This window comes from Bradyrhizobium viridifuturi (assembly GCF_001238275.1).
In the GTDB taxonomy this organism is placed as follows: domain Bacteria; phylum Pseudomonadota; class Alphaproteobacteria; order Rhizobiales; family Xanthobacteraceae; genus Bradyrhizobium; species Bradyrhizobium viridifuturi.
In genome coordinates this window covers 1-26,405 of sequence record NZ_LGTB01000021.1, presented here as the reverse complement: position 1 = coordinate 26,405, position 26,405 = coordinate 1, and the positions used below count along the sequence as shown (strand labels likewise).

Here is a 26,405-nt window from a genome sequence, read left to right as displayed (position 1 = left end):
TGACGAGCTGAGATGACCCCGTCCCGCATTCATCGCCTGTCGCTGACCCATTTCCGCAATTACCGGGCGGCGACGCTGCAGGTCGCGGGCGACATGGTGGTGCTGGTCGGGCCGAACGGCGCCGGCAAGACCAATTGCATGGAAGCGGTCTCGTTCCTGTCGCCGGGCCGCGGCCTGCGCCGCGCGACGCTGGAGGACATCGCCGACAACCAGGGCGACGGCTCCTGGGCGGTGTCGGCGGAAGTCGAGGGCGCGCTGGGGCTCGCCACGCTCGGCACCGGCATCGATCCGCCGACCGGCGAGGCAAGCAACACAAGGCGCTGCCGCATCGATCGCGAGCCGGTGGGTTCCGCGACCGCGTTCGGCGACCATCTGCGCATCGTGTGGCTGACGCCGGCGATGGACGGCCTGTTCATGGGCGCAGCATCGGAACGCCGACGCTTCTTCGACCGCCTGGTGCTGGCGATCGATTCCGAGCATTCCAGCCGCGTCTCGGCGCTGGAGCGCTCGTTGCGCTCGCGCAACCGGCTGCTCGAGGTGCGCAACTATGACGACCATTGGTGTGACGCGATCGAACGCGAGACCGCCGAGCTTGCGGTCGCGGTCGCCGCATCGCGCGGCCAGACCGCGGCCAGGCTCGCCGTGATGTTGCGCGAACGCGGCGCGGCCTCGGCCTTTCCATCCGCCGAGATCATGCTCGACGGCTGGATGGAGAATGCGCTGTTGCAGGAGCCTGCGACGGCCGTGGAGGACCGCTACCGCGAGATCCTGCGCAATAGCCGGCCGCGCGACGCCGCCGCGGGACGCACGCTCGACGGCCCGCATCTGACCGATCTGCAGGTGGTCTACGCGCCGAAGAACATGCCGGCGCGCGACGCTTCCACCGGCGAGCAGAAGGCGCTCCTGATCGGATTGGTGCTGGCGCATGCCACGATGGTTGCGCAGATGACCGGCATCGTGCCGCTGCTGCTGCTCGACGAGGTCGTCGCCCATCTCGATCCGAACCGCCGCAAGGCGCTGTTCGAGGAGCTCGGCAAGCTCGGCGCGCAGGTCTGGATGACAGGCGCCGATCCCGCTGCCTTCGTCGATATCGGCCCGACCGGGGAGATTTTCGACGTCGAATCCGGCCGCGCCACCCGGCGCGGCTGAGGACGCGAAATCGCCTCCGGAACGGCTTCGAATCTGCCTTCGAATCGGGCTTTTCAGAGCCTCTGGAATCGGCCTCCCGAGACCTTGAAAAAGGCCTAAAAAATCCTATCTATTCAATAGTTTGTAGATAGAGACTTTGCGCTAGGCGCAACCCCTCTTTCATGGCACAAATAGCGGAATCAGCGCCTCATATTGCGCAGCTGATTCGGGACATCCTCGAAGGCCTCACATGACTGAACCTGCGCGGCAGACCCCTGCCGAATCTGAGCATCCCATTCCGGCCGAATATGGCGCGGAATCGATCCGGGTGCTGAAGGGCCTCGACGCCGTCCGCAAGCGGCCCGGCATGTATATCGGCGACACCGACGACGGGTCCGGCCTGCACCACATGGTCTACGAGGTCGTCGACAACGCGATCGACGAGGCGCTGGCGGGCCATGCGAGCCGCGTGCTGGTCACCCTCAATGCCGACAATTCCGTCACCGTGTTCGACGACGGCCGCGGCATTCCGGTCGACATCCACAAGGGCGAAGGCGTCTCGGCGGCCGAGGTCATCATGACCCAGCTGCATGCCGGCGGAAAGTTCGACCAGAACTCCTACAAGGTCTCCGGCGGCCTGCACGGCGTCGGCGTCTCCGTCGTCAATGCGCTGTCCAGCAAGCTCGGCTTGCGGATCTGGCGCGACGACAAGGAACACTACATCGAATTCGCGCACGGCGATGCCGTGGCGCCGCTCAAGGTGGTCGGCGATGCCCCGGGCAGACGCGGCACCGAAGTCACCTTCCTCGCCTCGACCGAGACCTTCAAGAACATCGAATATGATTTCGCGACGCTCGAGCACCGGCTGCGCGAGCTCGCCTTCCTCAATTCCGGCGTCCACATCGTGCTGTCCGACATGCGCCACGCGGTCGAGAAGCGCGAGGAGATGCACTATTCGGGCGGCGTCGAGGAATTCGTCAAATATCTCGACCGCAACAAGAAGGCGATCGTGCCGGCGCCGATCATGGTGCGCTCGGAAGCCAACGGCATCGGCGTCGAGGCGGCGCTGTGGTGGAACGACAGCTACCACGAGAACGTGCTGTGCTTCACCAACAACATCCCGCAGCGCGACGGCGGCACCCATTTGGCCGGCTTCCGCGGCGCTCTGACGCGCCAGGTCAACGGCTATGCCGAGGCCAATGCCAAGAAGGAAAAGATCGCGCTGACCGGCGACGATTGCCGCGAAGGCCTCACCGCGGTTCTGTCGGTGAAGGTGCCCGATCCGAAATTCTCGTCGCAGACCAAGGACAAGCTGGTGTCCTCGGAGGTTCGGCCCGTGGTCGAGAACGTCCTGAACGAGGCGCTCGCCGCCTGGTTCGAGGAGAATCCGAAGGAAGCCAAGGAAATCGTCGGCAAGGTGATCCAGGCCGCCGCGGCCCGCGAGGCCGCGCGCAAGGCCCGCGAGCTGACCCGCAAGAACCCGCTTAGCGTCTCCTCGCTGCCCGGCAAGCTCGCCGACTGCCAGGAGAAGGATCCGGCCAAGTCCGAACTGTTCATCGTCGAGGGCGACTCGGCAGGCGGCAGCGCCAAGCAGGGCCGCAACCGCGAATTCCAGGCGGTGCTGCCGCTGCGCGGCAAGATCCTCAACGTCGAGCGCGTGCGCCCCGACAAGATGCTGTCGTCCGAGCAGATCGGCACGCTGATCACCGCACTCGGCACCGGCATCAGCGACGATTTCTCGGTCGATAAGCTGCGCTACCACAAGATCATCGTGATGACCGACGCCGACGTCGACGGCGCCCATATCCGCACGCTGCTGCTGACCTTCTTCTATCGCCAGATGCGCTCGATCATCGATGGCGGCTATCTCTACATCGCCCAGCCGCCGCTCTATAAGGTCTCGCGCGGCAAGTCCGAGCAGTACCTAAAGGACGAGCGCGCGCTGGAGGATTATCTGATCTCGACCGGGCTTGACGAATGCGTCTTCAAGCCGGCCTCCGGCGACGACCGTTCGGGCCGCGATTTGCTGTCGCTGGTCGAGGACGCCCGGATCATCCGCTCGGTGCTGCGCAACCTGCATAGCCGTTACAATCGGGCGGTCATCGAGCAGGCCGCGATCGCGGGCGTGCTGAGCCCCAGGATCACCAACGAGATCGCGACCGCCAACTCGGCGGCGGAATACATCGCCAAGCGGCTGGACGCTGTGGCCGAAGAGGTCGAGCGCGGCTGGGTCGGCACCTTCACGGAAGGCCACGGCTTCCAGTTCGAGCGCACCGTGCGCGGCGTCAAGGAAGTGGCGGTGATCGACGACGCGTTCCTCGGCTCGGCTGACGCACGCAAGCTCGATGAATACGCGACCAAGCTGCAAGAGATCTACGTGCGGGCGGGTAAGCTGCGGCGCAAGGATGCCGAGCAGATGATCCATGGTCCGGTCGACCTCTTCGAAGCCGTGACCGACGCCGCCCGCAAGGGCATTTCGCTGCAGCGCTACAAAGGTCTCGGCGAGATGAACCCGGAGCAGCTCTGGGAGACCACGCTGGACACCGAGGCGCGCTCGCTGCTCCAGGTGAAGGTCAAGGAGGTCGACGAGGCCGACGATATCTTCACCAAGCTGATGGGCGACGTGGTCGAACCGCGCCGCGACTTCATCCAGGAAAACTCGCTCAGCGCCACCATCGACACCTGAGTGTCCATTCCGGAAGAAAGCAATTTCCTCCGGAAAGAAAGCAATGGACGGGATGTGCTAGGCCTCGCGCGCGCGCGCGAGGGTCTCCGACGGCATCTCGCCATATGCACGGCCATAACATCTGGCGAAGTCGCTCATATGCCAGAATCCGTTGGCATGCGCAGCGGCGGTTACGGTGAGAAGCGGGCCCCCTTTGACGAGGAGCTTGCGGACGGACCACATGCGCTTCGACCGAAGGTGTTGATGCAGGCTAACGCCGCAAATGTGCTGTACGGCGGTCTGCAGGGTTCGAACGGAAACGCCGAGCGTCTGCGCGAGACTGCTGCTGTAGAGGTCGGCCTCCCCGACGGCGGCCACGAGTTCGTCCAGACGTTCGACAAGCTTGCGATGCCTGTCGAACGAGCCGGGAAGCGCCTGCTTGACGCTGTCCTGGACCAGCGCGCTGTCGAGCCCGGCGACCAGGGTTTCCTGCAGCTGCCCACTCAGCAACTCGAATTCCCTGAGATCCCTGCAGCTGGATGCGAGGCAAAACATGTCCAGAATTGCCGCTCGCACCGCGAGCATCTTCGTCGGCGCCAGCCTGAACAGCTCAATTCCTCGATCGAAGTCGGCCCATCCACGATTGCTCATATCGGAGCCGAATCGCAGCATGAGGTAGGTGTTTGCGTGCCGCTCGACGACATCGACCGGCGCCCGACCGCGGATGACGCCGATCGTGGAATCGCCAACCTCGCCCCCGTTCATCGTTGCATGGAAGGCCAGGGGAATGACGACGCCAACCCCGCGATTTGCACCGAGGTCTCCCTCCATTCGCCGCGCGAACGATCGCTGCAGCACGAGAAGGCAGTCGGGAAGCGCCAGAATGCTCCGCGAAACCGAGATCGGCGACGAGTCCAGCGGCGTGCTTCTCATGCCACCGATGACATCGTTGGGACGGAATTCGTCGAAGCTGTTGAAGCGCTCGACACGCAGCACCGGCGACGGATCGATCCAGCGGACGGGCATCGTGACCTCCTAGGAAATCGGATGATCGAGCAGCGCTTCGCCCGAGCGCGCAATTCCCTTCATCAATTCCACCGCCGACCGCAAGCTGTCCTCGCCGAACTGTGCAGCGAGCTTCGCCTGAACCTCTCTCCAGAGCGGCAGCGCGCGGGACAGGGTTTTCCGGCCCTTTGCGGAGATCGAGATGTCGCGCACACGGCGGTCCGCCCCCGGCACGATCCTGACCAGACCGCGGCGCTCGAGGATCGTGACGTTGCGTGCCAGCGCACTCGGATCCATCGACATCCTCACCGCGAGTGCTCCCATGGCCACGGTCCCCTGCCGCGCGCAGGCGGCTAGCAGCATGAACTGGGTCGGCTCCACCCCGACCGGCGCGAAGGCCTCGGCATAGAGCCGGGTGATCACACGGCTGGCCTTCCGGACATTGAATGCGGCGCAGCAACTGCCCACGACAGCCAGTTCCTCGGGCGACGGCGAGACATCGAGCTTCATCGATCATCCATCTATATGCATATACCTGTAATTTATATGTATATGCCGTTTTTGAACGGTTAAGCACGAAATTCCCATGATTTGCCGGATTCCGATAATCGGATTGATCCGGCAGTTAAGACACCTTCGCCAATATACCCCTGCAACGAGATCAGCATCGAACGCGCGCCAGGGGAAAGCCAAAATGCCGGACATCGTGAACCTCGATCGACGCAAGCGTCTCCTGCCGGCACGGCCACTGACATATCGCGCAAGGGCGATCGACCCGTCGGAACTCTCAGGTGCTCGGCGGCAGAAAGCGCGCGAAGCGCTTCAGGAAGCGATTTTCGCTCTCCAGATATGCCACGCCCGAACGTCGCTCGTGATCGAAAACATCGATGACAAAGAGAGCCGTGAAAGGCTGACGTCTCAATCCGCGCGGATCGGCACCTTGATCGACCTCGCCTGGTGCAGACTCGGCGATATCTGAGCATCTTTCCGACGCTGCTTTCGACACGATGCGCTGCGCGCGCATGTCAAGCCGCCATCCCATCGCCGACGATCGTCGGCGCCTCAACGGAGAAGATTCGATGTTCCGACGGAAGTTGAAACCCGATTGGTATGCCGCACTGGCGGCCAATACGATCACCGCTAACGTAATGGTAGCCGATGAGAACCTCAACATCGTCTACTTGAACGAAGCGGTGATGGCGTTGCTCCGCGAGGCCGAGGCGGACCTGAAGCGGGAATTGCCGCAGTTTGATGTCGACAAACTGATCGGCACCAACATCGACATCTTTCACAGGAATCCCGGCCATCAGCGCCAGATGCTGGCGAGACTCACGTCCTCGTACCGCGCCGTCATCAAGATCGGCGAACGGACCTTCGACCTCGTCGCAACCCCGCTCGCGGGGCGGGACGGACGAAGGGTTGGAACCGTAGTGGAATGGGCTGATGCGTCGATCCGGCTGCAGAATCTGAGCTATGCTGCGCAGGCAGCCGCGGCGAGCCGGGCGCAGGCTGTGATCGAGTTTGCCCTCGACGGCACGATCCTCACGGCGAACGACAATTTCCTCAATGCCATGGGCTATTCCCTGGAAGACATCCGGGGCAAAAAGCACAGCATGTTCGTCGAGTCATCCGAGCAAGGCAGCGCCGGCTACAACGAATTCTGGGCTGCGCTCAACCGCGGCGAATATCAGACCGGCGAGTACCGACGCATCGGCAATCGCGGCAGGGAAGTCTGGATCCTGGCTTCCTACAATCCGGTTCTCGACGAAAGGGGCAAACCGCTCAAGGTCGTCAAGTTCGCGACCGACGTGACGCGGCAAAAACTCAGGAATGCCGACTTCGCCGGACAGATCGACGCAATCAACCGCTCGCAGGCGGTGATCGAGTTCAACCTCGACGGCACGATCATCAATGCCAATGAAAACTTTCAGCGAGCGCTTGGCTATTCGCTCGGCGAAATCCAGGGCCGCCATCACAGCATGTTCGTCGAGCAGGCCGAGCGCGATAGCGCGGCCTATCGCGATTTCTGGGCCGCTCTCAACCGCGGAGAATTCCAGTCCGATGAGTACAAGCGCATCGGGAAGGGCGGCAGGGAAATCTGGATCCAGGCGTCATACAGCCCGATCCTCGACCTCAACGGCAAGCCGTTCAAGGTGGTCAAGTATGCCAGCGACGTCACCCGGCAGGCTCTCGCCCGCATCGGCAACGAGCGTGTCCGCAGCATGATGGATTCGGTCGCAGCCGGCGCCGAGGAACTCAATGCGTCGGTACGGGAAATATCGGAAGCGATGACGAAGTCGAGGCAGACAGCGATGAACGCGGTCGACAGCGTCGCCTCGGCAGACATGCAGGCCAAACGTCTCAACGACGCGGCCCAGGCAATGAGCGGCATCGTTCAAATGATCGGCGACATCACCGGACAGATCAACCTGCTTGCACTCAACGCGACGATCGAATCGGCGCGCGCCGGCGAGGCCGGGCGCGGCTTTGCGGTGGTTGCCTCCGAGGTCAAGAATCTGGCCAACCAGGCGAAACAGGCGACGGACAAGATCGGCCTCGAGATCAACAGCCTCAACGGTATATCGGCGGACGTGGTCACGGCTCTCGAGCAGATCAAGAAGGCAATTCAGGACGTCAGCGAATATGTCACGTCGACCGCCGCAGCCGTCGAGGAACAAAGCACCGTGACCAGCGAGATGTCCTCAAGCATGCAGCGCGCGGCCGCGGAGGCGAGCGCGATCACAAGTCATTGAGCGGCCCGGCCTGCCCTTGGGAACGCCGATGACACAGCCCGGCAGGAGACCTCCTGCCGGGCTGTCGTAACAGTGGACGGCAATACTGCTCGATGGATCATCGATCGGCGCTGCAATCGCAACCGATGCTCTGATCAACGAAGCACGAACATCAGAATGGCGGCCAAGCCCATCACGACGGTTGCGATCCAACCGAGGAGTACCGTTACCCGACCCGAGACATATGGCCCCATCACCGAACGCTTCGATGCCAAAAGGATAATGACGGCCATCAGCGGCACCGCGACGACACCGTTGATCACGGCACTCCAGAACAGCGCCTTCATCGGACTGAAGGGCGAGTATTGAATGAGCAATCCGGCGATGACGCTGAACGCAATCACGCCATAGAACGCCCGCGCGTCTCGCGCCTCTTTCTCGAGCCCTTCATTCCATCCCATGGCTTCCGAGAGCGCATAGGCCGAAGAGCCTGCCAGCACCGGCACCCCGATCAGGCCGACGCCGACGATGCCTATTGCGAACAGACCGAAGGCAAAGTTTCCGGCCAGTGGCCGCAATGCGCTCGCCGCCTGCGCCGCGGTCTCGATGTTGGTGATTCCCGCCACGTGCAGCGTCACGGCAGTCGCCAGGATGATGAAATAGGCGGTGATGTCGGAATAGAACATGCCGCTCCAGGTATCCCACTGGATACGACGCAACTCTTTCGTTGCGGCGGAGGGATCAGACGCGAGCCCGGCTCTGCCTTGTCCCAGCATATCCTCCACCTCCTCCGAGGCCTGCCAGAAAAACAGGTACGGGCTGATGGTTGTGCCGAAGACTCCGACAACGACAGCCGCACTATCCGCCGTGAATGGCATTCTCGGCCATACCGTATCCCGCAGCACCTGTCCCCAGGGCACGTGAACGGTGAACAGGACGCCCGCATACGCAAGAAGCGAAAGGGTTAGCCATTTCAGGAAGAACACGTAGCGATGATACGGAACGAAGACCTGAAGCAGCAGTGTCGTGACGACAAATACCACGGCCATCGCATGCGCATCGCGCCCGGTCACGAGTTCGCCGACCTCTCCCATGGCCGCGACGTCGGCCCCGATATTGATCGTGTTTGCAATCAACAGGAGGATAACGACGCCCTTGAGAACGATCGGCGGGAATTCGGCCTTGATGTTTGCGGCAAGGCCCCGGCCCGTGACCCGGCCGATCCGCCCACACATGGATTGAATTGCGGCCATGAGCGGAAAGGCCACAGGCATCGTCCACAGCATGCCTGTGCCGAACTGCGCTCCCGCCTGGGAGTAGGTGGCGATACCGCTGGGATCGTCGTCAGCGACGCCGGTAATCAGCCCGGGCCCCAGGCGAACCAGCGGATGGTCCTTGAGCTGCGCGCGGCCCGACTGGAACAGGTCCGACAGGCTTGCGATAGCGCCGCGCTTCGCGGGCAGCTTCGGCCTGCCTCCGTCGATGGTCCCTAGCCTGTCCGCGCGTCGTCGTGCACGCTGCATGCCCGCTCCCAACTCTCGCGGCTTCTATAGCCTGCCGCACCGAGAGAGGAATTGAGCGACGTCAAGCGCCGCCATCCAGTCAACCACGCTCCTTCCGGATTGCGCCAGATCAACGCGCGGACGATCCGTCGTGCCAAAGTTCGCGCCGTTCTTCAGAGGATAGCCGGGAAATGCAGCGGTTCCTTAGCTCAGTCCGACGCTGGTTCAGTGTTTTGGGGTGGCGGGACATTGCGTCCGCCCCGTTCGACTGCGCGATCGAGCTCGCCGTGATCGATGACAAACGACACCCGTTGGGCTTCCCCTGTATCCGGCGCGCGGACGGGTGGCTCAATTTAAGCACAATGCAAGCCGTGTCGGCGTCGCCGACGCACTGGCGCCATTGGCAGCCCGACGTGCTGCCGATGTGCTGTTGCTGACCATGGCGCGGCTCGCCTCCATCAGCAAACTGATTTCTGTCTTGAACATGCGGTCGCATGCCGCACGATCCGGCAGGCGAAACGACTGGACGCTGATTCTGGCGCTCGCTAGCACGGCGCTGACTATCGCGTCCGCGATCTCACTGGTGTATTTTCACTATTTGGATCGACCGTGATCGCTTGCCGGCTCGTCATCAGCGATGGCTCGCCAGGCCGCGCCGTCGAGATCGTCATACTGTCCGCTCTTCAGTGACCAGAGGAAGCCGAGCAGGCCAACAAAGCCGAGCGAGAGAGCAAGCGGCACCAGGATGATCAAGACTTCCATCAGACCGCCTCCCGCGCTCGCGCCCTCAGCGCATTGAGCATCACGATGATCGACGAGCCCGACATCGCCGCCGCGGCAATCAGAGGAGTGACCAGGCCGGCGATCGCGATCGGCACGGCCAGCACATTGTAGACCACGGCCAGCCAGAGATTCTGCCTCATGAGACGCAGCGCCTTGCGGGACACCTTGACCGCAGCCAGCACCGGTGCAATGCGCTCGCCGAGGAAAACAGCATCGGCGACCGCCTGACTCATATGCGTGGCCGTAACGGGCGACATCGAGGCGTGCGCCGCGGCCAATGCCGGTGCATCGTTCAAGCCGTCTCCGACCATCAGCACCTTGCATCCCTGACGCGCCAGCTCCTCGATCCGGGCGATCTTGTCGACCGGCGAGACCCCGGCTCGCCATTCATGCACCCCGAGCTGCTCGGCCGCGACCCTGACCGCCGGCTCACGATCACCGGACACGATCTCGACGGCGATGCCCATGCGTGCCAGCTCGGCCACCACATCGGCCGCATCCGCCCGCAACCGCTGCCGAACCGCAAAGACGTATTTGAACTCGCCATACCTGAAAGCGACCACCGAGGCTTCAGGATCGCGACACAGTATCTCGTTGGCGAGATCGTCGGCGCCGCAGAAGGATGGACGGCCGAGGCGGATCGGGCTTCCTTCGTGAAGGCCGTAAACGCCCTGCCCCGGCTCTTCCTGGATGTTAGGCAGCGGCGAGGCCGCTCCCGCCTTGCGTGCGACGGCGGCAGCGACCGGGTGGCGGCTCGACAACGCGAGCCGGCCGGCAAGGCCGACGACTTCGCCGGGAATATCGGCGAGATTGGCGACATCGAGCTCAGGCAAGGTCAATGTCCCGGTCTTGTCGAAGATCACGCGGTCGATCTCGGCGGTTCGCTCGATCGCATCGCCGGCATTGAGCAGCACGCCCGAACCGAACAGCGCGCCGGAGGCCACGGTCTGTACCGCCGGAATGGCAAGACCCAGCGCGCAGGGACACGTGATGATCAGGACCGCAATCGCCGTCACGATCGAATCATGAAAGCTCGCGCCACAGGCCAGCCAGCCAAGCATCGTCAGAAACGCGGTGGCGTGCACGACCGGCGCGTAAAGCCTTGATGCACGCTCGGCCAGGCGCAGGTAGCGGGAGCGTGCCTGCAGCGCGTGATCGAGCAGCCTGGAGATCTCGTCGAGCAGCGTGCCGCCCGAGGCCGCGGACGCACGGACGCGCAACGTGCCGGAACGAACCAGCGTACCCGCGAACACGGCGCTGCCGGGCGTGACGGTCGCCGGCAAGGTCTCGCCCGTGATGAGGCTCTGATCGACCTCCGAGCGCCCCTCGATCACGTTGCCATCGACCGCGCAGCGCTCGCCGGGCCGCAGCAGCACGATGTCGCCCGGCTGGATCGCGGCCGCCGGGACGGTTCGGATCTCGGTCGGGCTGATGAACTTTGTTGCTGTCTCGGACTTCAACGCGGCAAGGTTGCCGGCAAACGCACGCGTACGCCGCCGCATGTTCTGATCGAGATAGCGGCCCGCAAGCAGGAATGCGATCAGCATGATCGCCGCGTCAAAATAGGCATGCTCGGCATGATTGACGGTCTCAATCACCGAGGTCGCCAACGCCAGCACGATGCCGATGCTGATCGGCACATCCATATTGACACCGCGCGCCCGCAGCGCTGACAGCGCCGACGAGAAGAAGGGCTGAGCCGAATACGCGGCAGCCGGCAGCACGATCAGCGCCGACAGCCAGTGGAAGAAGTCGCGCTGTTCCGGCAGCATGTCCGAAACGTTGCCGGACCACACCGGGATCGACAACATCATCACGTTCATGGCCGCGAAGGCGGCGACGCCTAGCCGGCGCAACAGACCCTGCGCGCGCTGCGCTTCTAGCGTTTCGGCATCATCCCGCTCGAATGGATAGGCCTTGTAGCCGAGCTCGGCGAGCCTGTTCACGAACAACGCCGGATCAACGGCGCCCGCCTTCCATTCCAGTGCGAGACGACTGTCGGTCAGGTTCACGCGGGCCGAGGTGACGTCGGGTATGGTCGACAGATTGCGCTCGATCTTGGCCATGCAGCCCGCGCAGTTGATGCCTTCGACCGCGAGATCGAGATGGATGAGCCCGGAGCCCGCGCTCTTCAGATAGTGTGAAAAATCGATCTCCGCCTGCATGCGGGCACCTTCAGTTCAGGACGATACGGTTCTTCGACAGGAACATGCGCCGGCCGTCGGCATCGCCCTCGATCACGAGATCCCACTGCCCTGCGAGAACGCCATCGGCGTGGCCATGAAAGCTTCCAGGATCGGCTGCCGTGACCTCGATAGTCCGGTCAGCGCGGCGGTCGGTGGGACGTTCGAGACGGGCAAGGAAGTTCATTCCCGTCAGGGGCGCGCCCGCATGGTCGCGCGCCTCGATCGCGACCGCGGCGGCGCCGTCGGGCCGCCGGTCGATATGTGCCTGGACCTGCCAGCCGCGCTCGTTCTGCTGCCGCGCTGCCACGATCTCGCGCTGATAGGCGAGGCTGGCGCTGTAGGCGCTATCGACCTCGGTGCCCGGCAGCGTCGTAATGGCAAGGCGCATCATCACCATATTCACGGTGATGACGACTGCGAAGAATGCGATCGTCGTGATCAGGACAAAACGCCCGGTAATGGGTCGCGCGGCTGGACTTGTGGCTGCCATGATCGAATTCCGCCGTTATGGAAGAACGAAGTGGTCGGTTGCGGACGCGACTTCTCCGAGACCGATGTCTGTGACGCGGAAAGTGACCGGCACGGATTTTTCCGCCTTTTCATCGAACGGCGCCGTCACCAGCACGCGCATCTCGGTGGTCGTGTCGCGCGCAAGGACGATCATCGGCCGGTCCGGCGTCACGGAATCCGCGCCAATGACGTGAAGCTTGGCATCCGCCGGGCCGTCGACATCGATCGTGATCACACGATCAAAACCGCGCTTGTTGAGGAAGCGCAGCGTATATCCGTTGCGGATTCCGCCGTCGCTGAGCCGCACTGCGATCGGGTTGCGGTCGTGCAGCACATTAACGTCGAGCAAGGTCCGCGACATCAAGGCGTAGAGCATCAATGCGCAGACCAGGGCGATCAGGCCGGCATAGACGACCGTTCGAGCCCGAACCGGCTTGAAGATCTCCTCCTGGCCCGCGACGCGGCGCTGAACATTGATGTCGTTGTCGTACCCGATGAGGCCGGTCTTGCGACTGACCTTGGTCATGACGGCGTCGCAGGCATCGATGCACAGGCCGCACTGGATGCAGCCGAGTTGCGCACCATGACGGATGTCGATCCCGGTCGGACACACCGCGACGCACTGGTTGCAGTCGATGCAGTCGCCCGCCTTGTCGCCGAGCGCGCGGATGTCAAACGCCTTCTTCACCGAGCAGCGCGGCTCGCCGCGATCATACTTGTAGGTGACGTTGAGCGCCCATTCGTCGGTCAACGCCGCCTGAATTCGAGGCCATGGGCACATGTAGACGCAGACCTGCTCGCGCATGTAGCCAGCCAACAAGTAAGTCGACGCGGTCAGGATCGCGATCCAGACATAGGCAATAACCGGAGCGTGAAAGGTCGCCAAATCGCGAACCAGCGTCGGCGCATCGGCGAAATAGAGCACCCAGGCTCCGCCGGTCCACCAGGCAATCATCAGCCAGATCGCGTGCTTCAGTACGCGGCGACCGGCACGCTTTGCGGTCATCGGGCCTGCATCGGCCTTGATCTGGGCGCGGCGGTCGCCTTCAACCAGGCGCTCGACCGCATAGAACAGATCGGTCCACACGGTCTGCGGGCAGAGATAGCCGCACCAGATCCGGCCGCCCAGCGCGTTCATCAGGAACAGGGTCAGCGCAGCCAGCACCAACAGGCCGGTGAAGTAGTAGACCTCCTGCGGCCACAGTTCGATGAAGAAGAAATAGAAACGGCGGTTGGGGAAATCGATCAGCACCGCCTGGTCAGGTGCCCCGAGACCGCGATGCCAACGCACGAAGGGCAACAGGTAATAGACGCCGAGGCAAACGGCCATCAGCCGCCATTTGATCGAGCGGAACCGTCCCGAGACGCTCTGCGGGTACACCTTCTTGCGGGGCGCGTAGAGCGGTCCGTCTTCGTCGGTTATGAGATCATCAGGCAACACGGGCTTGTTCATCGGTCTGCTCGAATGAGGCTTCGATTGAAGCCTACATCCCTGCGCCGGGGGCCAATTGACCTCGATCAACGGTCCCCGGGTGGACTCCGGCGTCGGCTACTTGCCACCACCCAACGAGTGCACATAGACCGCCAGCGCCTTGACGGTGACCGGGTCGAGGCGGCCGACCCAGGCCGGCATGACGCCCGCACGTCCATTGGTGATAGTTTCGACCAACGTCTCCTCATCGGAACCATAAAGCCAGATCTTGTCGGTCAGGTTCGGCGCACCGAATTCCGGGTTACCCTTGGCGTTGTCACCATGGCAGCTCGTGCAGTTCTCGGTGAAGATCTTCTTTCCTGCAGCGGCGTCGAACTTCGGCGCGGTGGAGAGGCCGGAAAGCGAGCGAACATAATTGGCGACGGTGACGATCTCGTCCTTCTTCAGAACCCCGTCACGACCGAACGCGAGCATCTGCCCTTCGTGCGTCTTTGCGTGTCCGGAGCGGGCACCGAACTGGATCGTCTGCATGATCTGGTCGAGCGAGCCGCCCCACAGCCAGTCGTCATCGTTCAGGTTGGGATACCCTTTCGCGCCGGCGCCGCCGCTGCCATGGCAGGGCGCGCAATTGTCGGCAAACACGGTCTTGCCACGCGCGCGGGCCAACGCCAGCAGGGCCGGATCCTTCTCGATGTCGGCCAGCGACGCGTTGCCGAGCACCGCCATCTTTTCGCCGCGCAGCTTCTCGAGATCGGCAAGGTCGGTGACGACACTCGCGCGGGTCGAATACTGGAACAGGCCGGTGGTGTAGCCTGAGACCAGCGGCCAAGCCGGATAGACGACCCAGTAGCCAATCGCCCAGATGATCGTGGCGTAGAACGTCAGGACCCACCACCGCGGCAGCGGCGTATTGAGCTCCTTGATGCCATCCCACTCATGGCCGGTCGTGCTGCGGCCGGAAACGCGGTCAATCTCGTCGTGCTCGCTCATGATCGGTCAGTCCTCACGCAACGGCATGCGGGCCGCGGCGTCGAATTGGGTTCTGTTGCGGGGCCAAAGCGCGTAGCCGACGATGGCGATGAAGATTCCAACGAAGATCGGCGTCCAAAGCGTGCTGATCAGGCTCGATGCCAAGCTCTCGATTTGAATGATCGCTTTCATGCTCGTCACCTCAGCGCAAATTGGCTTTTTCGTTGTAGAGCTTGAAGTCGACGAGCGTGCCGAGCATCTGCAGATAGGCGATCAGCGCGTCGAGTTCGGTCGGATTGCCGGCCTTGCCGTCGAAGTTGCGGACCAGGGCCTTCGGATAGCGCTTCTGGAACGCGTCCGAGCCGGGGTTGTCAGGATCGGTCTGCGCCTTCAGATCGGCCACCGCGTTGGCGATCTGGTCCTCGGTATAGGGCACGCCGACCGCGCGGCTCGTCCGCAGATGGGCCACGATATCGGACGGATCGAGTTCCGTCTTTGCCAGCGAAGGATATCCGGGCATCACCGATTGCGGGACAATCGACCGCGGATTGATCAGGTGCGTGACGTGCCAATCGTCAGAATACTTGCCGCCCACGCGCGCCAAATCCGGTCCGGTGCGCTTCGAACCCCACTGGAACGGGTGGTCGTACATGCTCTCCGCAGCGAGCGAATAATGGCCGTAGCGCTCGACCTCGTCGCGCAGAGGACGGATCATCTGCGAATGGCAGAGATAGCAACCCTCGCGAACATAGATGTTGCGGCCGGCAAGCTCGAGCGGCGTATAGGGCCGCACACCGTCGACCACCTCGATCGTGCTCTTCAGGTAGAACAGCGGCGTGATCTCGACGAGCCCGCCAATCGCAATGACGACGAGAATGCCCACGATCAGGATGATCGAGTTCTTCTCAAAGACCTTGTGTCGATTCCAGAGGGACATTGGCTAACCTATTCGGCAGGCTGGAGGGCACCGGCCCCCTCGGTTTCGCTGGCTTGGCCGGCATTGACCGTCATCCAGAGATTGAAGGCCATGATCAGGGCCCCCACCAGGAACAGCGCGCCGCCGGCGGCACGGATGATGTAGAAGGGATGCATGGCCTCGACGGATTCAATGAAGGAATATTCGAGGAAGCCGAGCGAGGTGTAGGCGCGCCACATCAGGCCCTGCAGGATTCCCGACACCCACATCGCGGAGATGTAAAGCACGATGCCGATGGTCGAGATCCAGAAGTGCCAGTTGACGAGCTTCAAGCTGTAAAGCTGGCGATTCCACAGCCAAGGCACCAGGCAGTAGAGCGCGCCGAACGAGACGAAGCCGACCCAACCAAGCGCACCCGAATGCACGTGCCCGATGGTCCAGTCAGTGTAGTGGCTGAGCGAATTGACGACCTTGATCGACATCATCGGGCCTTCGAAGGTCGACATGCCGTAGAAGGCGACCGACACCACCATCATTCTGAGCACCGGGTCGGTGCGCAGCTTGTCCCAGGCACCCGACAGCGTCATCAGGCCGTTGATCATGCCGCCCCAGGACGGCATCCAGAGCATGATCGAGAAGGTCATGCCGAGGGTCTGCGCCCAGTCCGGCAGCGCCGTGTAATGCAGATGATGCGGGCCGGCCCAGATGTAGAGGAAGATCAGCGCCCAGAAATGGATGATCGACAGCCGGTAGGAATAGACCGGACGCTCAGCCCGCTTCGGGATGAAGTAATACATGATCGCGAGGAAGCCGGCGGTCAGGAAGAAGCCGACCGCATTGTGGCCGTACCACCACTGGAACATCGCGTCCTGCACGCCGCCCCAGGCGATATAGGACTTCGAGCCGAGGAAGGAGACCGGCAATGCGGGGTTGTTGCCGAGATGGAGCACCGCGATGGTGAGGATGAACGCGAGATAGAACCAGTTGGCGACGAAGATGTGGGGTTCCTTGCGCTTCACCAGCGTCATCAGGAACACGAGCAGATAGGTCACCCAGACGATCGTCAGCCAGAGATCGGCGTACCATTCCGGCTCGGCATATTCCTTCGACTGCGTGACGCCCAACAGATAGCCGGTGCCAGCGATCAGAATGAAGAAGTTGTAGCCTACCACCACGAACCAGGGCGCGAGGTCGCCGGCGAGGCGCGTGCGGCAGGTCTTCTGCACGACATAGAACGAGGTCGCGATCAGGACATTGCCGCCGAAGGCGAAGATCACGGCAGACGTGTGCAGCGGCCGCAGCCGGCCGAACGTCGTCCACGGCAGATCGAGGTTGAGCACTGGCCACGCTAGCTGCGTTGCGATGATCAAACCCACGGTGAAGCCGGCGATGCCCCAGAACATCGCCATCGCGGAGGCAAACTTGATCGGTCCGAGATTATAGTTGGGGCGTCCACCGATCTCCGCCGGCGGCAGTTCGGCCGGACGATCGAGATAGCGATTGCCGATCACAACCACGGAAACCAGACTGGCGACGCAAGCAAGCGCCGCATGGAAGCTGAACGCCGTGTCGTGCCCCATTGCCGCGCCGAGAAGGCTAACGAACGCAAAGACCGCGAGCCCCGACGCCAAGCCGGCCTCACCCATCGTCATGGACTTTGCAACAGAAGGTGGACTTGTCATGTGGAGGCTTTCTTTGGGGGCGATGACGCCATGGAAATCACGATCTCGCGGGCGGCCGCTTGATCGGCATCAATACCCGCGCCACGCCGCTCTACGCTGACGTCGCGGGTCAGCGCGACCAGGGTGAATTCGTTCGGACAGTATTTGGCCGGACTGGCTCGCCTTTCGCGCGCAATATCCGCGGCACAGCGCGCCGTTTCGCGGCAAAGGCCGCACACCCGCTGCAGGTCGCGCAGCACATCGCTGTTCGATAATGCGAGCGCTTCTTCCGACAAGCCTGCATGCTCGAGACGCTTTTTCAGCAGCTCGGGAGAGCCCCCGCGGCGGGCGAGAGCTCGAAGATCCGACGTAGGAAGATTGAGCTCGTGGGCAATCTCATCGACTTCCCGCGCGCTCATCAGATCGAATTCGCGTTGTCGGCTGAGAAACGCTCGCAAGCGGCTTAGGAGACTCTCGAATTGTGGCGAGCTGTTGCTGTCTGGTCGATCGGCCATTTCCGCACCTCTTTCGGCCAAGCTTTAAGTGGATCGCCGCGAACGTTGATTGACATGGATCAAGCGCCGTCAGACCGGTTGACGTGTCGTCTGGATGATCAGCCGCCCCACGCGGTGGCTGATGCTGACGGCATGCGAAGCTCCATGGAATCCGCGAAGATCGTCCAATCGCGGATACCCTTCTGTCTGCAGAAGTCGGCCTCGGCCAGCTGCGCCGCGGCGGAGAGCGACGCAGCATCGACTTTGAACGCCGCCTGGCAGGCGCGATGTTCATGGCCGGTGTCGTCGCAAACGGTCTTGATGAAACGAATGTCAAATGATGGCATGGCACCCTCGCATACGGGCTGATCCTTTGATCGCTAATGCTGCTATTGAGGCGAGGATCCCGCATTGATCTGCCGCAACGGAATGCAGATCTCGCATCGCGAGCAACGCATCGAAATCACGCGCCGTCCCCGCGGAACTCCCGTCCATGAGTGCCGAGATAGTTCTATTGCGATGAAGGCGGGAGAGATCGACGGGTATGACGGATCAGGTTGCTCTATTTGCGGAGAGATTATTCGTCGGGGGATGGCGGTCGGGCTGACGGCGGCCATGCCGTACCGCCGCTAACGGTCCATGCCGACGCCGCAACCGCAAAGCCCACGATCACGCAGATCGTGAGCAGCGTTGCAGCTACCCCCAGGGTATCCGCACCGATTGCCGTGATCACAGCCAAGGGAATCAGCACGTATACGAGGCGAATGGTCAACTTGCCGTCTCGCGCGTTGCTTTTGCGGCAGCCGCCCGCTCGTCTTCGGCTGACTGGATGTAGAACCCGGAATAGGTGTCGACGTAGCACAGATGGTCGTGCACTTCCTTGACGCCGGCAGCATTCTCCGCGGCAACGATGGCCGCCTGCCTTGCTCGCTCGTCCATGATAATCCCGCGAAGATGCACCACGCCGTTGCGCACCGAGACCTGCAGTCCCAGCGGGCACCAGTTCGCCGCGTCAAGCGCACGCACGATGCGATCATGGATGTGCTTGTCATCCGCCGTGGGATCAGGGATCTCGTGAGCGACAGATGCAACCGCCCGCAGCAGATCAGAACGTGTAACAATGCCCACGAGCTGCCTATCGCGCATCACAGGCAGCCGCTTGATGCTCTTCTTTTCCATGAGTTCAACCAGGTCCGGCAGAGGCGTTTGCTCGGTCACGGTGATGGGATCATACGACATGATCTCTCCGACCTTCCGCCCGCGCTCGTGGACGAAATCCGTCGCTGCGCTCCCCGAGCCGAGAAGGAATCGAAGCCAGCGAGGACGGCTGCGCTGCGTACCGATCTCGCTCCGGCGCAAGAAATCAGTTTCCGACAGGATGCCGACCAACTTTCCGGCCGCATCGACCACCGGCAAGCCGCTGATATGGTGATCCATCATCAACTTGGCGGCATCGAGAATCGACGCTTCGGTTCCGACCGTGATGACATGTCTCGCCATGATCTGATGTGCGCGCATCTGCCGTTCTCCCTTCAAGGCCGGGCAGCAAGCTGACATCAAATCGATCCATTCGCTTTGATCTTCCTCAACGCTTGCGGTTGACGGAGATCAAGGCACAGCAACTCCTGGTCTGAGATATGACCATGCCATCAGGAGAAGAAAATCATGCTGCAGAACCTGCTTGCCTCGATCGGCGTCGTCGCGATCGTTGTCGTGACCTTCGCCCGAATGGCCCGGCAGGCACGGCGCCCCCTGCTCAGGCAGCCTGCAAGATCAGGCAACCTGCCATCCCGTCGCCGCCGGCCCTTTTAGCCCGCGCGTGCCGGCTGGTCCGCCCACCCGAAATGGTTGACCTGCATCAATGCGGAGCGGTGCGCTGCCGCTAGACAGTTGTCATTCGTCGGGATCGTGCAAATGGCAGACTCAGGGGCGTGGCGCCCAGTTCTATTTTTGTGTCCAAATACCGGTGATCGAGTTCAGGGCTTGCTTCCCGGCGACGCATCCGAAGCCGCAGCGGACGATCTGCATTCGATCTCCTGCGCAGCGTGCGACGGTGTCCATTTCATCAACTTGAGAACCGGTGCGGTTGTCGGATCCAAGCGAGCTTAGGTTGTTGGCCAGCGGGTGAAGGCTGGGTGCTTATCGAGTTGACACATATCAACACACAAGCGCCGTCGGCATGGGAAGCAGAACCTCCCTCAACGAAGGACGTCGAATATGACAGACCGTAGCGAAACCCGTCCCATCGCCGACGCCATCCAAAGCACCGCAAATCGGGCGATGACCGTCCAGTCGGAATTCTCGGAAAAGCTGATCGAGGCGAACCAGCATTGGTTCGAGCAGATCCAGATCGAATCAAACGAAGCTTGGGAGCTGTTCCGCAAGTTCTACTCCACCGCCTCAGTGGCAGAGAAGATCACGGCTCTGCAGGACTGGACCAAAGGCGTCACGGCGCGCACCGCACAGGATGCAACGTACGCGATCGAGACCGCGCGTTCGCTCGGTATCATCGAGCTCAACCTGTTTGGACGACGGACCGGTGGCGCCGACCAAACGGCTCAGAAGGTCGCCTGACGTGCCAGCACGCGATGCTCCAGAGCGCCCGGAGGCCGGCGCCAGCGAGACATGGGAGGGGGTCGCCGTCGCCCCCTTCGATCGAGACCTTGAGCTCGCCGTCATCGAAGGCAACGCCATTCACAAGCTCGTCTTTCCCTGCCGTCGCACCTTGGGTGGCTGGGTAAAGTCAGGGACCGCTGAGCGCATCGTGGTGCAGCCGACGCATTGGCGCCCTTGGGCCAGATAGGTTAGGCCGCTACCGCGTTGGGCCGAGCGGCCAGTGGCTTCCAGCGCTCGAACGTTGTAATGTCGAACGGTTCGAGGGCTTTGCCCGGGGGAATATGTCCGATAGCATCTGGTACCGCTATGGCACTGCCGCGGCAGCGGCCGCCCTCGTATTTGCGATGCGCGCGGGCATGAATAACTATTTCGAGGATCGCACCTTCACGATCATCTATGTTCCTGCCGTGCTGTTTGCCGCTTTTGCCGGTGGCCGCGGTCCGGCGATCCTGACCACGCTTCTCTGCCTCCTCATCAGCGCCGAATTTCTGGGCAAAGATTTGGTGACCGAGCCCGGAAATCTGATCGATATCGGTTGCTTTGCAATCCTTGGTCCGATCCTTGGCTTCATGGGTGACCGGCTGATGAGGGAGAGCGATCAGGCCCGAAATCGCCAAGCCCATCTGCAGTCGATCCTGGATACGGTCCCTGACGCCATGATCGTGATCGACGACCACGGCAGCATTCGTTCGTTCAGCGCGGCGGCCGAGCGTCTATTTGGCTGGAAAACGGACCAAGTCATCGGAAAGAACATTTCGAGCCTGATGCCGCAGCCTTACCGCGGCGAGCACGACCGGTATCTCGAACGCTACCTTACAACTGGCGAGCGACGCATCATCGGCATCGGCCGCATCGTGGTCGGAGAGCGAAGTGACGGCTCGACCTTTCCGATGGAACTCGCCGTCGGCGAGGCCAAAGTACGCGGTGAGCGCTTCTTCACCGGCTTTATCCGGGATCTCACCGAACGCCGTGCGCAGGAGCGGCGGCTCCAGGAACTGCAATCGGAGCTGGTCCACGTATCGCGATTGACCGCAATGGGCGAGATGGCATCGTCCATCGCTCATGAGATCAACCAGCCGCTGTCAGCCATCACCAACTACATGCGCGGCGCGAAGGCGCTACTGGTCCCGGAGATGCCGGACGCGACGCGAATTCGAGACGCGCTCGAGCGCGCCGCACAGCAGGCTCTGCGGGCCGGCGACATTATCAAGCGCCTGCGCGAGTTCGTTGCCAAGGGTGAAACACAGCACTCCGTGGAGAGCCCGGTCACGCTCCTCGAGGAGGCCGTCGCGCTGGCGCTGCTTGGTGCCAAGGAGCAAGGGGTCCGGGTGACGATCCGCAGCGACCGTGACATACCGCCGATCATCGTCGACAAGATCCAGATTCAGCAGGTGGTGCTGAATCTGGTTCGCAATGCGATCGAGGCGATGGCTTCCAGTCCACGCCGCGAGCTGACGGTCGGAGTCACCAAGACGGATGGCGTTGCGACATTCATCGTCGCCGACACGGGCCCTGGTATCAGCCCTGATATTGCAGACCGCTTGTTTCAGCCATTCATCACGACGAAAGAACACGGTATGGGCGTAGGCCTCTCGATCTGCCGGACGATTGTCGAATCACACGGTGGACGCATCGTTGCGTCGCCGAATGCCGGCGGCGGCACGGTTTTTCAGTTTACCCTCCCGTTTGCGGAGGATGGAGAAGAAGCATGACGATGCGTCGCACAATCCTTGTTATCGACGATGACCCCGCGATGCGGGATTCACTCGCGTTTCTCCTCGACGTCAACGGCTTTGCCGTGACGGCTTTTGAGACGGCGGCTGATTTTCTCGATCAATTGGGGAGCGGCGCGGTCGACTGCGTCGTATCCGATATCCGCATGCCCGGCATGACCGGGCTCGAACTGGTCCGCAAGCTCAAGGCCGACGCAGTAGCGTGTCCCGTTATCCTGATGACGGGCCATGGCGATGTCGCGCTCGCGGTCGAGGCAATGAAGGCCGGCGCGGTCGATTTTATCGAGAAGCCGTTTGAGGATGAGGTCCTCTTGCGCTCAATCCGCGATGCCCTGGAGACGCAGCCGGCCAAACCGGCGGACGACGCCGCCAAGCGCCAGGCCGAGGCTCGTCTCGTCGACCTTACGCCGCGCGAGCGCGACGTTCTCAGGGGGCTATTGGCAGGGAAGATCAACAAGGTGATCGCCCACGACCTCGGCATCAGCCCGCGGACGGTCGAGGTCTACCGGGCCAACTTGATGGCCAAGACCAATGTCCGAAGCATGTCGGAACTCATGCGGATCGCCATCGCCGCGGGCCTCTAGACATGCTTTGTGGGCGGCAGCGCGGTGGGTCACGAAGGCCACTGGCTTAGGCCACGGCCATCATAGGCTGCCTTGTCGAAAGTAACGAACTTAGCCTCTGTTTCGCATCGCCAGCCAGATCGAGGCTAATGAGCGCGGTCTCGTGGTCCTTACGAGCAATGGCGCCGACGAGTTCGACCGGTATCCCATCAATTGTTAGTCGAACTGGTTCGCCGATCTCCGCATTTGGTAACGCACATTCGATGAGCGTTGCCTCGAGCGAAATGTCTCGAACACGGACTGGCTTTCTCTCACCTCGAAGCAACAGGTTGCCAGGACAATGCAGCTCCAGCCGGGAGGAATGCCGACGATCCACGTCGGAAGTGGAGGTGCGAATGACCCGGATGAGAGTAGCGCGCAATTCGTCTACCTTTTCCGATATGGTCATGGAGCCATCGCGGATCTCCGCAGCTCGGCGCCCCGTTTCCGTTGCCTCAGCCGAAACGGACGCAATTTGCGACGCGACCTCGCGCGCGGCATGCGACGTTTCCGCAACCGTTCGCGAGATATCCGCGGTAACTATGTTCTGCTCTTCAATCGCCGACGAGATCGTCGAAGACACCGTTTCGACATTCCGAATGACCTCGCCGATCGTAGACATCGACATCACGGAAGCGTGGGTCGCTTCCTGGATCTCGGAGATCTGCTGCGCAATTTCGCTGGTCGCTCTTGCAGTCTGCTCCGCAAGCGATTTGACCTCCGCGGCGACGACGGCAAATCCCCGGCCTGCGCTGCCTGCCCTGGCGGCCTCGATCGTCGCGTTCAATGCCAGGAGGTTCGTCTGGCCAGCGATCTCGCTGATCAGATTTGTTACCACGCCAACCTTCGACGCAGCCTCCGACAACTTGCTCATCGTCGCCTGAGCTTTCGTTGATGCGGTCACTGCCTCCAACGTCAATGATCGTGACGCTCCTACCTGGTCGGCGATCTGCGCAATAGACGCAGCAAGCTGCGATGAAGCTCTCGCCACGGTCTGCGCGTTGGTCAACGCCTCCTCAGCCGCCGCCGCGACGCTGCTGCTGTTTCTTTCCAGGGTCATCGCCGTGTCGGTCATCATTGATGCGTTCCTCGCCATCCGATCCGTGCCGGCAGCGACCTCTCCGACCGCAACATTCGTCGCACTCTCGACATTCTCCGCCATGTCTTGCAGTGCCCTGGCCTTGGCGATCTCAGCGAGGTGTCGTCTTTCGTGATCTTGCTCAATCTCTTGGCGCGCCTTTTCGGCAGCCTTGACCCTGAACTGATCGATCGAGCGCGCCATATCGCCCAGCTCGTCTCCGCGGCCGATGCCAGGGAGCTTCATATCGAAGTCGCCCTCACCCAATCTATTCAGCCCGCTGGTCATCGCCAGGAGCGCCCTAGAGACGCGCCTGGCAAGCAACAGCGTCACTGCGCCTAGAGTGATCAGGATTACTGCAGCAACTATCAGCACACTCCGAACTTGATCCCATATCTGAGCTTGGAGATCGTCGATATAGACACCGGTCCCAATGACCCAATTCCAAGGCAGAAAGCCGGCGACGTACGATAGCTTGGGTTGAGGAGCATCCTTCCCAGGCTTCGGCCACTGATAGTCCACAAAGCCTTGGCCTTTGAGCTTAACGACCTCAGTGAACTCGACGAAAAGCCTCTTGCCTGCAGGATCCTTTATGTCGCGCAGATCCTGCCCATCCAGCTCTGGTTTGATTGGGTGCATGATCATGGCAGGACGGAGATCGTTGATCCAGAAGTAATCTCCATTCCCGTACCTCAGCTTTCCAATTCTGGCTGCGGCATTCTCGCGAGCCTTGCTGTCGGATACGACGTTCCGCGCCGCCGCCTCGTGCTCCTCGCGGGCGATACTCAACGCGACCTCTGCAAGATGTTTCAGCTCGCTCTGACGTTGCTCGCGCAATGATGTCGCCAGGTTGCCTGTCTGCGTGACGGCGAGGCCTAGTAGTCCGCAAAAGCTGAGTCCAATGATCGCGTATATGCGATGTGCAAGAGAGATTCTTAGCTTCATTCTGCAGTATCACCAGATTTGATCAGGCGCCCCGGCTTTGGCCGTGCATGGTATCGCTGGGACTGCGCGCATCCGAGGCGCGTGCCATGAAGCGGAGTATCTATTGGCTCAAATGTAAGGTCGGTAAACTCGCCTATCGGAATCCGGCATCCCGCAGAATATCGAGGCGCTCCGCTATTACCTGGATCTCTCCAGGACGCTGCCTCACCGGCCAACTTTTCCGCGCAGCATCGGCTGCTGGCCGCCGAAGCCGGGTCGTTGAGTTAAGTCAATATCTGCTCGCGAATTCGCTCATAGCATTAAAATCATAAGAGTGATCACGGCGAGATCTGTCGGCACGCGAGTTTTGCAGTACCGCCTGCTCTTCTCGATCGTTTCGTGATCAGCGGAAAATATTCTCGGAGGAACGTCCATGGATGAAATCACCCATTTTATTGTTATACCGTATGATCGCGCCGATCAGGAGCTGGTCGCGGGTCAACAGCTCAAGTGCGCTACTCCTTCCTCAGCGATAGAGCACGCGAAGCATCTTTGGAAAACTATCGGGCATGCCGGCGCCGTCGCATTGGTGAGCACCGGCTACCCAGAGCGCAAGACCACTGTGCTCAGGAAGTTCGGCATGGTTCCAGACGATCAGATCGACGAAGCGTGTCAGCTCGTCGCATCGGCATGATTTGTATGAGGCAACTCGTCGGCTGAAGCGGCAGCTCCCCCGGAACCATCACGTATCTCGGTCTCATGTGGCGCGGGCCGTTCCCGCCGACCCGCTTCATCTAGTTCGCGCTTGATACCATTCACGCATCAAGCGCTTCGTTGAGCGATGCCGTCACCTCGTCCATCGATCGCAAGCCGTCGACGTCCCTCAGAATTCCCTGTGCGCGGTAGTAGGTAATCAGCGGTTCAGTTTGTGCACGATATTCCGCCAAACGAACTCTCAGCGCGGCTTCGTTATCATCCGCCCTCACATTGCCGCTGGCCATCGCTTCGGTTGCTCGGTTGAGAATGCGTCCCAGAAGCGATGCTTCGTCGACTTTCAACTGCAATACCCAGTCAAGCCTAAGACGGTCCGCCTGCAAGAGATCGTCCAGCGCTTCGGCCTGGGCAACGGTGCGTGGAAAACCATCCAGAATAAATCCGAATCTCGCGTCGGGACGGCGAATACGTTCGGCAACTATGGCGACGACGAGCTTATCGGGAACGAGTTCACCGCGTTCCATGGTCGCTTTCACCTGCATGCCAACCGGTGTCCCTGCCGAGACAGCAGCGCGCAGCATGTCCCCCGTCGACAATGCAGGAATGTCCAACTGTTTCGCCAAGCGGACCGCCTGAGTTCCCTTCCCGGACCCGGGGGGCCCTAACAACACGAGTCTCACTCTCGTTTCTCCTTCGATAGCGATAGTCAGATATTTTGCCCGATGCGTTCGGCTGCGGCAGTTCGGACCTACGCG

Annotated in this window: 26 protein-coding genes; 10 read left to right on the top strand and 16 right to left on the bottom strand. The window is 61.8% G+C overall.

Going from position 1 to position 26,405, the window contains the following annotated elements:
• Positions 1–12: 12 nt before the first annotated feature.
• Both recF and gyrB read left to right on the top strand, forming a co-directional pair.
• Complete coding sequence (recF, locus tag ALC15_RS19855; protein WP_050628712.1) at positions 13–1,149, top strand: DNA replication/repair protein RecF; 1,137 nt, start codon at positions 13–15, stop codon at positions 1,147–1,149.
• A gap of 229 nt (positions 1,150–1,378) precedes the next feature.
• Positions 1,379–3,814, top strand: coding sequence for a DNA topoisomerase (ATP-hydrolyzing) subunit B (gene gyrB / locus ALC15_RS19850; protein ID WP_050628711.1), 2,436 nt, complete (start codon positions 1,379–1,381; stop codon positions 3,812–3,814).
• A 57-nt stretch (positions 3,815–3,871) separates the two neighbouring features.
• Here gyrB and ALC15_RS19845 read toward each other — a convergent pair whose 3' ends face one another.
• Both ALC15_RS19845 and ALC15_RS19840 read right to left on the bottom strand, forming a co-directional pair.
• Positions 3,872–4,819 carry an AraC family transcriptional regulator gene (locus tag ALC15_RS19845; RefSeq protein WP_050628710.1) on the bottom strand — a complete coding sequence of 316 codons (948 nt, stop codon included), beginning with the start codon at positions 4,817–4,819 and terminating at the stop codon, positions 3,872–3,874.
• A 9-nt stretch (positions 4,820–4,828) separates the two neighbouring features.
• Positions 4,829–5,308 carry a MarR family winged helix-turn-helix transcriptional regulator gene (locus ALC15_RS19840; RefSeq protein ID WP_050628709.1) on the bottom strand — a complete coding sequence of 160 codons (480 nt, stop codon included), beginning with the start codon at positions 5,306–5,308 and terminating at the stop codon, positions 4,829–4,831.
• A gap of 184 nt (positions 5,309–5,492) precedes the next feature.
• On the opposite strand from ALC15_RS19840, the gene ALC15_RS19835 reads away from it, so the two are divergent.
• The gene (locus ALC15_RS19835) at positions 5,493–5,777 is read left to right on the top strand and encodes a hypothetical protein (RefSeq protein WP_050628708.1); all 285 of its coding nucleotides are present in this window, start codon (positions 5,493–5,495) and stop codon (positions 5,775–5,777) included.
• A gap of 100 nt (positions 5,778–5,877) precedes the next feature.
• Entirely contained in the window at positions 5,878–7,551 is a 1,674-nt protein-coding gene (locus tag ALC15_RS19830; protein ID WP_050628798.1) for a methyl-accepting chemotaxis protein, read from the top strand.
• Between the two features lie 134 nt (positions 7,552–7,685).
• Here the strand turns inward: ALC15_RS19830 and ALC15_RS19825 are convergent, their stop codons facing one another.
• Entirely contained in the window at positions 7,686–9,053 is a 1,368-nt protein-coding gene (locus tag ALC15_RS19825) for an NRAMP family divalent metal transporter (RefSeq protein ID WP_094193981.1), read from the bottom strand.
• 322 nt (positions 9,054–9,375) lie between these two features.
• On the opposite strand from ALC15_RS19825, the gene ALC15_RS42015 reads away from it, so the two are divergent.
• Positions 9,376–9,645 (top strand): hypothetical protein, encoded by a 270-nt coding sequence (locus ALC15_RS42015; RefSeq protein WP_244486175.1) that lies wholly within the window; start codon positions 9,376–9,378, stop codon positions 9,643–9,645.
• Here the strand turns inward: ALC15_RS42015 and ccoS are convergent.
• The 11 genes from ccoS to ALC15_RS19765 form a co-directional block, all read right to left on the bottom strand.
• The gene (gene ccoS, locus ALC15_RS19815; RefSeq protein WP_050628706.1) at positions 9,627–9,794 is read right to left on the bottom strand and encodes a cbb3-type cytochrome oxidase assembly protein CcoS; all 168 of its coding nucleotides are present in this window, start codon (positions 9,792–9,794) and stop codon (positions 9,627–9,629) included. The two genes, ALC15_RS42015 and ccoS, sit on opposite strands and share 19 nt — an antisense overlap.
• The gene (locus tag ALC15_RS19810; RefSeq protein WP_050628705.1) at positions 9,794–11,980 is read right to left on the bottom strand and encodes a heavy metal translocating P-type ATPase; all 2,187 of its coding nucleotides are present in this window, start codon (positions 11,978–11,980) and stop codon (positions 9,794–9,796) included. The genes ccoS and ALC15_RS19810 overlap by 1 nt, the downstream gene beginning before the upstream one ends.
• A gap of 10 nt (positions 11,981–11,990) precedes the next feature.
• Entirely contained in the window at positions 11,991–12,491 is a 501-nt protein-coding gene (locus tag ALC15_RS19805) for a FixH family protein (RefSeq protein ID WP_050628704.1), read from the bottom strand.
• 15 nt (positions 12,492–12,506) lie between these two features.
• Positions 12,507–13,964 carry a cytochrome c oxidase accessory protein CcoG gene (gene ccoG, locus ALC15_RS19800; RefSeq protein ID WP_050628703.1) on the bottom strand — a complete coding sequence of 486 codons (1,458 nt, stop codon included), beginning with the start codon at positions 13,962–13,964 and terminating at the stop codon, positions 12,507–12,509.
• Positions 13,965–14,060: 96 nt separating this feature from the next.
• A complete protein-coding gene (ccoP, locus tag ALC15_RS19795; RefSeq protein ID WP_050628702.1) occupies positions 14,061–14,933 on the bottom strand; it encodes a cytochrome-c oxidase, cbb3-type subunit III in 873 nt (290 codons plus the stop codon).
• 6 nt (positions 14,934–14,939) lie between these two features.
• A complete protein-coding gene (locus ALC15_RS19790; protein WP_050628701.1) occupies positions 14,940–15,104 on the bottom strand; it encodes a cbb3-type cytochrome c oxidase subunit 3 in 165 nt (54 codons plus the stop codon).
• A 10-nt stretch (positions 15,105–15,114) separates the two neighbouring features.
• Complete coding sequence (gene ccoO / locus ALC15_RS19785) at positions 15,115–15,849, bottom strand: cytochrome-c oxidase, cbb3-type subunit II (protein WP_050628700.1); 735 nt, start codon at positions 15,847–15,849, stop codon at positions 15,115–15,117.
• Between the two features lie 8 nt (positions 15,850–15,857).
• Positions 15,858–17,480: a cytochrome-c oxidase, cbb3-type subunit I gene (gene ccoN, locus ALC15_RS19780; protein WP_050628699.1), complete on the bottom strand. Its 1,623-nt coding sequence runs from the start codon at positions 17,478–17,480 to the stop codon at positions 15,858–15,860.
• 26 nt (positions 17,481–17,506) lie between these two features.
• Positions 17,507–18,004, bottom strand: coding sequence for a hypothetical protein (locus tag ALC15_RS44190; RefSeq protein ID WP_157860919.1), 498 nt, complete (start codon positions 18,002–18,004; stop codon positions 17,507–17,509).
• Between the two features lie 98 nt (positions 18,005–18,102).
• On the bottom strand, positions 18,103–18,330 hold the full coding sequence (locus ALC15_RS19770) for a hypothetical protein (RefSeq protein ID WP_050628697.1): 228 nt from the start codon (positions 18,328–18,330) through the stop codon (positions 18,103–18,105).
• Positions 18,331–18,751: 421 nt separating this feature from the next.
• A complete protein-coding gene (locus ALC15_RS19765; RefSeq protein ID WP_050628696.1) occupies positions 18,752–19,501 on the bottom strand; it encodes a CBS domain-containing protein in 750 nt (249 codons plus the stop codon).
• Between the two features lie 147 nt (positions 19,502–19,648).
• Here ALC15_RS19765 and ALC15_RS44185 point away from each other — a divergent pair, with 147 nt between their 5' ends.
• From ALC15_RS44185 to fixJ, 4 genes are all read left to right on the top strand, one after another.
• Positions 19,649–19,795, top strand: a complete 147-nt coding sequence (locus ALC15_RS44185; RefSeq protein WP_157860918.1) for a hypothetical protein — start codon at positions 19,649–19,651, stop codon at positions 19,793–19,795.
• Between the two features lie 405 nt (positions 19,796–20,200).
• On the top strand, positions 20,201–20,557 hold the full coding sequence (locus ALC15_RS19760) for a hypothetical protein (protein WP_094193976.1): 357 nt from the start codon (positions 20,201–20,203) through the stop codon (positions 20,555–20,557).
• Between the two features lie 323 nt (positions 20,558–20,880).
• On the top strand, positions 20,881–22,311 hold the full coding sequence (locus tag ALC15_RS19755) for a PAS domain-containing sensor histidine kinase (RefSeq protein WP_050628694.1): 1,431 nt from the start codon (positions 20,881–20,883) through the stop codon (positions 22,309–22,311).
• Positions 22,308–22,916 (top strand): response regulator FixJ, encoded by a 609-nt coding sequence (fixJ, locus tag ALC15_RS19750; protein ID WP_050628693.1) that lies wholly within the window; start codon positions 22,308–22,310, stop codon positions 22,914–22,916. Before ALC15_RS19755 ends, fixJ begins: the two co-directional genes overlap by 4 nt.
• A gap of 46 nt (positions 22,917–22,962) precedes the next feature.
• Here fixJ and ALC15_RS19745 read toward each other — a convergent pair whose 3' ends face one another.
• Positions 22,963–24,957, bottom strand: coding sequence for a cache domain-containing protein (locus ALC15_RS19745; RefSeq protein WP_050628692.1), 1,995 nt, complete (start codon positions 24,955–24,957; stop codon positions 22,963–22,965).
• A 412-nt stretch (positions 24,958–25,369) separates the two neighbouring features.
• Here ALC15_RS19745 and ALC15_RS19740 point away from each other — a divergent pair, with 412 nt between their 5' ends.
• Positions 25,370–25,630, top strand: coding sequence for a hypothetical protein (locus ALC15_RS19740; RefSeq protein WP_050628691.1), 261 nt, complete (start codon positions 25,370–25,372; stop codon positions 25,628–25,630).
• A gap of 121 nt (positions 25,631–25,751) precedes the next feature.
• Here ALC15_RS19740 and ALC15_RS19735 read toward each other — a convergent pair whose 3' ends face one another.
• The gene (locus tag ALC15_RS19735) at positions 25,752–26,330 is read right to left on the bottom strand and encodes an adenylate kinase (RefSeq protein ID WP_050628690.1); all 579 of its coding nucleotides are present in this window, start codon (positions 26,328–26,330) and stop codon (positions 25,752–25,754) included.
• Positions 26,331–26,405: the final 75 nt, after the last annotated feature.